The sequence below is a fragment of the Pseudomonas sp. AGC41 genome, assembly GCF_057334555.1.
Genome location: NZ_JBHFJB010000067.1, coordinates 90,612 through 97,633 on the forward strand (window position 1 = coordinate 90,612; position 7,022 = coordinate 97,633).

3 protein-coding genes are annotated in these 7,022 nt (G+C 62.3%); 2 read left to right on the forward strand and 1 reads right to left on the reverse strand.

Annotation, left to right across the window (positions count from 1 at the left end; genetic code table 11):
* Window positions 1-70: 70 nt before the first annotated feature.
* Window positions 71-961, reverse strand: a complete 891-nt coding sequence (locus ACE04F_RS13105; protein ID WP_434695564.1) for a DMT family transporter — start codon at window positions 959-961, stop codon at window positions 71-73.
* 131 nt (window positions 962-1,092) lie between these two features.
* On the opposite strand from ACE04F_RS13105, the gene aceK reads away from it, so the two are divergent.
* Entirely contained in the window at window positions 1,093-2,814 is a 1,722-nt protein-coding gene (gene aceK, locus ACE04F_RS13110; protein WP_486107249.1) for a bifunctional isocitrate dehydrogenase kinase/phosphatase, read from the forward strand.
* Between the two features lie 217 nt (window positions 2,815-3,031).
* Entirely contained in the window at window positions 3,032-6,943 is a 3,912-nt protein-coding gene (hrpA, locus tag ACE04F_RS13115) for an ATP-dependent RNA helicase HrpA (RefSeq protein WP_486107251.1), read from the forward strand.
* The last annotated feature ends 79 nt before the right edge of the window (window positions 6,944-7,022 follow it).

A 7,022-nucleotide genomic window follows, 5' to 3' on the forward strand; every position in this document is an offset into this window, starting at 1 on the left:
CCCATAAGGATTGCAATTGACCCTGTGGGAGCGAGCCTGCTCGCGAAGCTTTTTTGGCCACACCGATGAATTATCGGCTAGACGCCCCAGGCTTCAGCACCAGCCACAACGCCGCCGCAATCAACACCCCGCCATACAAATGCGCCATCCCCAACGGCTCATCCAGCAACAACGCGCCCCACAGCACGCCGAACGGCGGAATCAGAAAAGTCGTGGTCATGGATTTGACCGGACCGATGGAGCTGAGCAAGCGGAAATACAGGATGTACGCCAGCGCGGTACACACCAGGCCCAGCCCCAGCAACGATAGCCAGACGCTCCAGCCGCCCCAACTGGCCGGCGGTTGGCTGATGACGCTGTAACCGAACAACGGCAGGAGAAAAACCGTGGCGCCGAACATGCTACCCAGCGCGGAGAGGCGGCTGTCCAGCCCACCTTGATGGTCGAGCCAACGACGGGTGAGGAAACCGGCAAAACCATAGCAAGTGGTGGCGAGCAAGCAGGCGAGGGCACCCATCAGTAACTGGTGGTCGAATGCCACCGGGCCGGCACCGGTCAGGATGCCCACGCCGAACAGGCCGAGGAACACCCCGCTGACCTTGGCCACGGTGAGTTGCTCGCTGAAAAACAACCCGCCGATCAGCACGCCCATCAACGGTGTGGTGGCGTTGAAGATTGCCGAATAACCGGCCGGCAACACCTGGGCGGCAAGGGAATAGAATGTTGCCGGAATGCCCGAATTGATCAGGCCCAGCACCATCACCGCTTTCAGCTTGCCGCGAAAATTCCAGTCGATACGCATCAGCGCAAGAATGACCAGCAGGCCGACGAAGGCAATGGAAACGCGGAAAAAAGCCGTAGGAATCGTGCCAATCACCGGCGCGATGATGCGCATGAACAAGAAACTGGCCCCCCAGATGGCGGCCAGCGACAGCAAGCGCAGGGTGTCGACGAGATTCACGAGATGCGTCCTTCCTTGATCGGGCCGCAAGTGTCGCCCCGCCAAACACCGATGGCAATGGTTGCGTTGCCGCTCGATTGGCCTCTAAGCTCAGTCGCCAATAACAAGCATGACCCGCCGAGGTTTTCCCTATGTCGCAGCCATGGCCCGCCACCGATATCGCCCGTTCGATTCTCGACGGCTTCGACGATTACCGTGAGCATTTCCGGCACATCACCGATGGCGCCCGTGCCCGATTCGAGCAGGCGCAGTGGCAGGAGGCGCAAGCCGCATCGGCGGCGCGCATCAACTTGTACGAAGAAAAAGTCTTCGAAACCGTGGCCAGGCTGCGCAACACCTTCGCTGCCGAGGCCCTGATGGATGTCGGTTGCTGGCCGCTGGTGAAAAGCGCCTATATCAGCCTGATCGACCTGCGGTTTGACGATGAGCTGTCGGAGACCTGGTACAACTCGATCTTCTGCGGCCTGTTCAGCCATGACTTGATCAGCGACGGCACCATGTTCATCCATACCACCCGGCCGAGCCTGCGCCGTGCCCGTGCGGCCCAGACCCGGACCTACAAACCCCAGGGCCAATTGGACAGGATGCTTGCGGCGATTTTCGCCGACTATCGCTTCAGCGAAGACTACGCCGACCTGCCCGGCGACCTGCAACGCCTCGAAAGCCAACTGCGCGAGAACCTGCCGGATTGGGTCTGCAAGGACCCGGAACTGACGGTGGAGTTGTTCTCCTCGGTGCTCTACCGCAACAAGGGCGCCTACCTGGTGGGGCGCATCTACACCCGTGACGACCAATGGCCGCTGGTAATCCCGCTGCTGCACCGTGAAGGGCGCGGCATCCAGATCGACGCGCTGATTACCGACGAAGCGCAGGTGTCGATCATCTTCTCGTTCACCCGCTCGTATTTCATGGTGGATGTGCCGGTGCCGGCGGAATTCATCGGTTTCCTCAAGCGCATCCTGCCGGGCAAGCACATTGCCGAGTTGTATACGTCCATCGGTTTCTACAAGCACGGCAAATCGGAGTTCTACCGGGCGCTGATCAACCACCTGGCCAATACCGACGATCAGTTCATCATGGCCCCAGGCGTGCGCGGCATGGTCATGAGCGTGTTTACCCTGCCGGGCTTCAACACGGTTTTCAAAATCATCAAGGACCGTTTCTCACCGTCGAAAAACGTCGACCGCGCCACGGTGATCGAGAAGTATCGACTGGTGAAAAGCGTCGACCGGGTCGGGCGCATGGCCGACACCCAGGAGTTCGCCGACTTCCGTTTCCCCTTGAGCAAATTCGAACCGGCCTGCCTGGAAGAACTGCTGGAAGTAGCGCCGTCCACGGTGTCGGTGGACGGCGACACGGTGCTGATTCGCCACTGCTGGACTGAACGCCGGATGACGCCGCTGAACCTCTATCTGGAAAACGCCAACGAGGCCCAGGTACGCGAGGCGCTGGAGGATTATGGCCTGGCGATCAAGCAACTGGCGGCGGCCAATATCTTCCCCGGTGACATGCTGCTGAAGAACTTCGGCGTGACCCGCCATGGTCGCGTGGTGTTCTACGATTACGATGAAATCTGCTTTTTGACCGAAGCCAATTTTCGCCACATCCCGCAGCCGCGCACACCGGAAGACGAAATGGCCTCCGAGCCCTGGTATTCCATAGGGCCGCTGGATGTCTTCCCCGAAGAGTTTCCGCCGTTCCTGTTTGCCGATGCCGGGCAGCGCAAGCTCTTCGACCAGTTGCACGGCGAGCTGTACAACGCCGATTACTGGAAGGGCCTGCAAGAGGCGATTCGGGCGGGGAAGGTGATTGATGTGTTTCCGTATCGGCGCAAGGACCTGGACAGCGAATAACTGGGTGGCTGAGCGAAATCCCCGTGGCGATTTGGTGACCGACATTAAACCCAGGCGGCTGCTGCGCAACCGAGCGGGAGCAAGCTCCCTCGCCACAAAAGCATTCCTTGACGCAAATCCCCTGTGGGAGGGAGGGGGCCGCTTCTGGTGCTCGGCGCGATAGCCGCAAATCTGCGACAATCGCCCCTTGCTCACACCGACGATCCCTGCGTACCTGATGACTGACCAAGCCCCCGCTATCGACAAACTGCTGAAGAACCTCGATCACGCCATGCTCGCCGACCGTCACCGGTTGCGGCGGCAGTTGCTTGAGCTGCGCAAGAAACCCGACGAGGCCAAGCTGGCCCAGTGGGTGACGCGGATGCAGGCATCGTGCGACCAGGTGCTGGCGCGCAAGGCGAGCGTGCCGTCGATTCGCTACGATGACAATTTGCCGATCGCGGCCAAGCGCGACGAGATCAAAGAGGCGCTGCTCAAGCATCAGGTGCTGATCATTGCCGGCGAAACCGGCTCGGGTAAAACCACCCAGTTGCCGAAAATCTGCCTGGAAATCGGTCGCGGCCAGCATGGCTTGATCGGCCACACCCAACCACGCCGGATCGCCGCCCGCAGCGTGGCGAGCCGGGTCGCCGAAGAGCTCGGCACGCCGTTGGGGGCGTTGGTGGGATATCAGGTGCGCTTCGAGGACCAGAGCGACGCCAATACTCTGATCAAGCTGATGACCGACGGTATCCTGCTGGCCGAGACCCAGAACGACCGCTACCTCGAACGCTACGACACGATAATCGTCGACGAGGCCCACGAACGCAGCCTCAACATCGATTTCCTGCTCGGCTACCTCAAGACCCTGCTACCGCGCCGGCCGGACCTGAAGGTCATCATCACCTCGGCGACGATCGACCTGGAGCGCTTTTCCAAGCACTTCGATGACGCGCCGATCGTCGAAGTCTCGGGCCGTACCTTCCCGGTGGAAACCTGGTATCGCCCGTTGACGCTGGAGCAGGATGAGGAGGGCAATCGCGTCGAGGACGACTTGACCGTCGACCAGGCGATCCTCGCCACCCTCGATGAAATTGCCGCCCATGAGCGCAGCGAGCGCCGCAGTCCCGGCGATGTGCTGGTGTTCCTGCCGGGCGAGCGGGAGATTCGCGACGCGGCGGAGATGCTGCGCAAGGCCCAGCTCAAACACACCGAAATCCTGCCGTTGTACGCGCGACTGTCGCCGGCTGAACAACAGCGGATCTTCCAATCCCACCCGGGCCGTCGCGTGGTGCTGGCGACCAACGTCGCCGAAACCTCGCTGACCGTGCCGGGTATCCGCTACGTGATTGACAGCGGCACCGCGCGCATCAGCCGCTACAGCTACCGCGCCAAGGTCCAGCGTTTGCCCATCGAAGCCATTTCCCAGGCCAGCGCCAACCAGCGCAAGGGCCGCTGCGGACGGGTCGAGCCGGGGATTTGCGTGCGCTTGTACAGCGAAGAGGACTTCCTTGGCCGGCCGGAGTTTACCGATCCGGAGATCCTGCGCACCAACCTGGCAGCGGTGATTTTGCAAATGCTGCATTTGCGCCTCGGCGAGATCACTGATTTCCCGTTCATCGAGCCGCCGGATGGCAAGGCCATCAGCGACGGTTTCAACCTGCTGCAAGAGCTTTCGGCGGTGGACCGCAACAGCCAGTTGACGCCGTTGGGGCGTCAACTGGCGCGCTTGCCGGTGGACCCGCGCATGGGCCGCATGTTGCTGGAAGCGGCGAAACTGGGCAGCCTACAGGAAGTGCTGATCGTGGCCAGCGCCATGTCGATCCAGGATCCGCGCGAACGCCCGCCCGAGCGCCAGCAGGCCGCCGACCAGGCCCACGCCCAATGGAAGGATGCGGATTCGGACTTCGCCGGGCTGGTCAATCTGTGGCGCGGCTTTGAGGAGCAGCGCCAGGCCCTGACCGCCAGCCCCCTGCGTAACTGGTGCCGCAAGAACTTCCTGAATTACTTGCGCCTGCGTGAATGGCGCGATTCCCATCGCCAGTTGAGCCTGATCTGTCGCGACATGCAGTTGAGCCTCAACAAGGAACCGGCCGATTATCCGAAACTGCACAAGGCGGTGCTCTCGGGCCTGTTGAGTCAGATCGGCCAGAAAACCGAGGACGGCGATTACCTCGGTGCGCGGCAGCGACGCTTCTGGGTCCATCCCTCGTCCGGGCTGGGCAAGAAGCGCCCGCAGTGGCTGATGACCGCCGAGCTGGTGGAAACCACCAAGTTGTATGCGCGCATGGTGGCGAAGATCGAACCGGACTGGATCGAACCGCTGGCCGGGCACCTGATCAAGAAGAACCACTTCGAACCCCATTGGGAGAAGAAGCGCGGGCAGGTGGTGGCTTACGAGCAGATCACCTTGTTCGGGCTGATCGTGGTCGGTCGCCGGCCGGTGCACTACGGGCCGGTGGACCCGGTGGTGTCCCGCGAACTGTTTATCCGCGAGGCACTGGTGCGTGGCGAGATCCAATCCCGGGCCAAGTGCCTGAGCGCCAACACCCGATTGCTGGAGCAGCTTGACGAGCTCGAAGCCAAGGCTCGTCGCCGTGACATCCTCGCGGACGAGGAAACCCTTTACGCCTTCTACGATGCGCGCCTGCCCGCCGAGATCCACCAGACCGCGACGTTCGACAGCTGGTACCGGATCAACAGCCAGAAAGATCCGCAGCTGTTGATCATGCGCGAAGAAGACGTGCTCGCTCGCGAGGCCAGCGAGGTGACGGCCAATCTGTACCCGGACACCTTGCGCGTCGGCGACCTGACGTTGCCGTTGAGCTATCACTTCGAGCCCAATCATCCGCGCGATGGGGTGACGTTGCGAGTGCCGGCGCCGCTGCTGCCGATGCTGCCGCCGGAGCGCCTGGAATGGCTGGTGCCGGGGATGATCGAGGCCAAATGCATTGCCCTGGTGCGCAACCTGCCCAAGGCCTTGCGCAAGAACTTCGTGCCGGTGCCGGACTTCGTCAAGGCGGCGCTGCAGCGCATCACTTTCGCCGAGGGCTCGCTGCCGCAGTCGCTGGGGCGCGAGCTGCTGCGCATGACCGGCGCGCGGGTCAGCGACGAAGCCTGGGCGGAAGCGGCGCAGCAAGTGGAAAGCCATTTGCGCATGAACCTGGAAATCGTCGACGGCCAAGGCAAGTTCCTCGGCGAAGGCCGCGACCTGGCCGAGCTGACCGCGCGTTTCGCCGAAGCCAGCCAGGCCGCATTGGCCGTGCCGCAGACGGCGAAGAGCCAGGAACCGGTGGAAGCGAAAATCTTCGCGCCAGTGGCGGAAAAAACCCAACAGAAGATCGCCGGGCTGTCGATGACGGTGTACCCGGCGCTGGTGGAAGAGGGCGGCGTGGTCAAGGAAGGGCGTTTCCCGACCCCGGCCGAAGCCGAATTCCAGCATCGCCGCGCCTTGCAACGCCTGCTCATGCAGCAATTGGCCGAAACTGCGAAGTTTCTTCGCGGCAAGCTGCCGGGCCTGACCGAACTGGGCCTGCTGTATCGCGAACTTGGGCGCATCGACGGTCTGGTGGAAGATATCCTGCTGGCGAGTCTCGACAGTTGCGTTCTCGACGGCGAGCCGAGCCTGCCGCGCGACGGCGCCGCGCTGGCGGCCCTGGCCGAACGCAAGCGCGGCGGCTGGACCGAACATGCCGAACGCCTGGCCAGGTTGACCCTGGACATCCTGAAACTCTGGCACGGCTTGCAAAAACGCTTCAAGGGCAAGATCGACCTGGCCCAGGCCGTAGCGCTGAACGACATTAAGCAACAGCTCAGTCACTTGGTGTATCCAGGCTTCGTGCGGGAAACCCCGCACCAGTGGCTCAAAGAGCTGCCGCGTTATCTCAAGGCCATCGAGCAACGCTTCGAGAAGCTCGGCAGTCAGGTACAGAAGGACCGGGTCTGGAGCGGCGAGCTGTCCAACCTCTGGGCGCAATACCAGGCCCGCGCCAGCAAGCATGCCCAGGAAGGCAAGCGCGACCCGCAGCTGGAACTCTACCGCTGGTGGCTGGAAGAATACCGCGTATCGTTGTTCGCCCAGCAGTTGGGCACCAAGGTGCCGATTTCCGACAAGCGCCTGAGCAAGCAGTGGGGGCTGGTGGAGGCTTAGAGTCGGCGCAATAACCTGTGGGAGCGAGCCTGCTCGCGAAAGCGGTGGTTCAGCTTGCATTTATGTTGCCTGATATACC

Bases quoted from the DNA above. Each gene is read 5' to 3' on its own strand.
- aceK (WP_486107249.1), top strand. From the start codon at position 1,093: ATGTCGCAGCCATGGCCCGCCACCGATATCGCCCGTTCGATTCTCGAC.
- hrpA (WP_486107251.1), top strand. From the start codon at position 3,032: ATGACTGACCAAGCCCCCGCTATCGACAAACTGCTGAAGAACCTCGAT.